Raw genomic sequence first — 2,682 nt, 5'->3', positions numbered from 1 at the left:
TAACGCTCATGGCTACGCCGCCTGAACACCAACGCAAAGGCATTGGGCGGGCCCTGTTGAGCCAGGTGATCGACGACTACCGACGCCGCGGCATGGAGCGCTTCCACCTGGGCTCGACCAAAGCTGGCCGACGGCTCTACGACAGCCTCGGCTTCGAACTGGTCGCCGACCTCTCGGTCTGGATCTTGGACGGTGGGCCGGCGTAGAATCAGGCAGGGCCAGAGCCGCACCTTGGACGGGCACGCGCTGCAGCCGTTGTGGCATATGGCCAGGCCGGCGCCGGCCTGGACGCGGACCTACCGAAGGTCGGAGACGGGTGGTGAGCGGACCTAGACAGTTTCGTGGTCTTCCACTACCGGCGTGTGGAGATCATTCGGCTTGGCATCGGGGTTGCACATGCGGATGCAAGAGAGTGCCGGGTGTCGGCTCTTCGCTCTGGCGACGATCGTGGCCTTCGCTGCGGGCAGCGCCAGCGCGGCCTGCGATACCAGAACTGGACCCGATGCCACTGCGGGCGCTGCAGTAGAGGGGCCGGAGACCTCGCGACTTTACCACGTCAGCGCGACGGCTCCCAATGCGCTCGACGGCACAGACCTGTGTCTCTCCCAGCAGGCTCCGATACTGAGCTTGATCGCAAAGCTGACAGAAGAACCGCCTTCGGTTCCGCCCCCGGACAAGGGCTGCACGCAGACGAAGGGAGCGAATGCCAACGGATCTTTCCGCTTCGAGACGATTTGCGGGAGCGCCACAGGAGGCGTCACCTTTACGACCCGGGTCTACGGCACACGCGATGATTTTCATCATGAGATTGAAGGTGTCCAATATTCCGAGGCTCGAGAGCCCAAAAGCATAACGATCCAGCGCTCGCGCATGACCTACCTTGGCCAGTGCCCTGTCACGATGAAGCCGGGCGACTATCGGACACGCGACGGAGAAATCCACGACCCGCTCGCCGACCTCCGAAAGGCGCTGGGAAATCTCCCGAGTCGGTGAACGTCGCCATCACGCCCTCCCAGAATGGGCTCGCTCCAGTCGCGCTTCAGTGTCGGACGGTCTCCTTCCGTAACAATGTCCGCAATGGGTCGTGAACAGTCGATCACCCTGTTGCCGGAAGCAGACATGATGAGCCTCACCATCACACGCGACTACCAGCCGTCCGACCTGGAATCCGTGGCGGAGCTGTGGTTTGCAAGCTGGGCAACAACGGGGCTCGCGTTCGCGGACGGGATTTCGGTCGCTGGAAACGCCATCCGTATCGAAGCCGAGATCAGAAATGGTTGGGTGGTTCGGGTTGCGGTCCGGGACGGACAGATCGTTGGGTTCCTAGCCATCACCCCACGCGAAGGCAGGTTGAACCAGTTGTTCGTTGCGCCTCAGGCGCACGGAACAGGCGTCGGAACTATGTTGCTGGAAGATGCGAAATCGAAGATGCCCGATGGCTTTTGGCTCTGGACGCCCCGCGACAATATCAACGCCACTGCGTTCTACGCGTCGCGATCACTGCACTTCGACCACTTCGAGCAGGATGGCGAGACGGCGATGGCGATCTTTAGCTGGCGGTAGCCCTACGCAGTTTTGGTGTCAACTCGCCGAGGAGCAGACATTCAGAGTGTCGTGGACGGATGGTTAGCTGACATTAGCCTCAGCGCAATTTAAGCCGATGATCAAACGCCATCATGTCCCCGAAAGTGCACAGCTCGGCGGGCACCAAGTGGATTGTGGCTCCCCGCAGCTCGGACTCATAGGCCGCTTTGATGTCTTCGAATTCCGCCCCCTCTGCGGACGTTAGCGGTGCGGTCGGATAGCCGACGGTAATGTGCAGATCGCCAACAGAGTCGAGGGGGCGGAGCCCAAGCGCGTTCGCAATCTCAGCTCGGCCGCGGCGCAGACGCACATACTCGGCTCGGTCATGCGGCCGCAGGCAAACCTTGAGCAGTTGATCCCAGACAATCGCCCTTTCCGGATTGGGCTCGACCACGACAAGTTCCGGTCCAAAGCTCGTCGCGCCTATCAGGCGCTGCTCAACGTGCTCGTGGCAGCTCTCGATGCTCGCATTGATAGGAAGACCGCTGGGCCACTGCTTCGGATCTCGCCTCTTGTCGGTCACACAGCCCAATAATGTCATGTGATAGCTGCTGGACGGGAGTATCGCGACCTTCGCGGACAAGGCCGTGGCAGCCACAGCGCCCGTCAGCCGTCTGAATGTTGAAAAGGAAGCCGGGTCGCTATCCGCAGTCAGGCGGCACAGGACCGTATTTCCTGCAAATGGTCTAGCGTTGCCGTTGTGGTCAAATTTCTCGAAGCCGTCGGCCATGCTCATATTCTTGCCGGGGACGATGGGGTCCGCAACCGTGGAGATTTCCAGGTAGACCTTCCCAACGTTCCCTATGGGTCGAAAGTTCGCCTAGCCACCACTCCGAAAAGCAGACGTCGCCGACGATAGCCGAATGGCTGCATGTCGCCCGGGGCCCAACTTCCGCTTCTGGCGCATACCTGACCTCTCGCTAGACCGTTGCGACCTGGGCTCCGCGCGGTGTGGCCCTTCAGAGGCCTTGGGCCTGCGTTCTCATTCGTATCTAAGGGCGTTGATTGGTTTGCGAGCGACGATCTTGAGGGCGTGGCCAAGGACGGTCGTCCAGGCGATGGCCAGTGCCAGAAGGCCGGCCGCGACGAAGATCCAGG

The 2,682-nt window shown here is 61.3% G+C and carries 4 protein-coding genes; 3 read left to right on the top strand and 1 reads right to left on the bottom strand.

The genetic code is table 11. From position 1 onward, the window contains the following. The 3 genes from AAC997_RS08275 to AAC997_RS08265 all read left to right on the top strand — a co-directional run. Positions 1 to 206, top strand: a 206-nt coding sequence (locus AAC997_RS08275) for a GNAT family N-acetyltransferase (protein WP_340645224.1), incomplete at its 5' end; no start/stop codon positions are given. Positions 207 to 396: 190 nt separating this feature from the next. Next, a complete protein-coding gene (locus tag AAC997_RS08270) occupies positions 397 to 993 on the top strand; it encodes a hypothetical protein (RefSeq protein ID WP_340645223.1) in 597 nt (198 codons plus the stop codon). A gap of 84 nt (positions 994 to 1,077) precedes the next feature. Then, positions 1,078 to 1,563 carry a GNAT family N-acetyltransferase gene (locus tag AAC997_RS08265; protein WP_340645222.1) on the top strand — a complete coding sequence of 162 codons (486 nt, stop codon included), beginning with the start codon at positions 1,078 to 1,080 and terminating at the stop codon, positions 1,561 to 1,563. 79 nt (positions 1,564 to 1,642) lie between these two features. Here the strand turns inward: AAC997_RS08265 and AAC997_RS08260 are convergent, their stop codons facing one another. Continuing rightward, the gene (locus AAC997_RS08260; protein ID WP_340645221.1) at positions 1,643 to 2,314 is read right to left on the bottom strand and encodes a DUF1868 domain-containing protein; all 672 of its coding nucleotides are present in this window, start codon (positions 2,312 to 2,314) and stop codon (positions 1,643 to 1,645) included. Positions 2,315 to 2,682: the final 368 nt, after the last annotated feature.

The organism is Phenylobacterium sp., assembly GCF_037968635.1.
Lineage (GTDB): Bacteria > Pseudomonadota > Alphaproteobacteria > Caulobacterales > Caulobacteraceae > Phenylobacterium.
The sequence above is the reverse complement of the archived record's forward strand: the minus strand, read 5'-3'. Positions and strand labels throughout refer to the sequence as shown.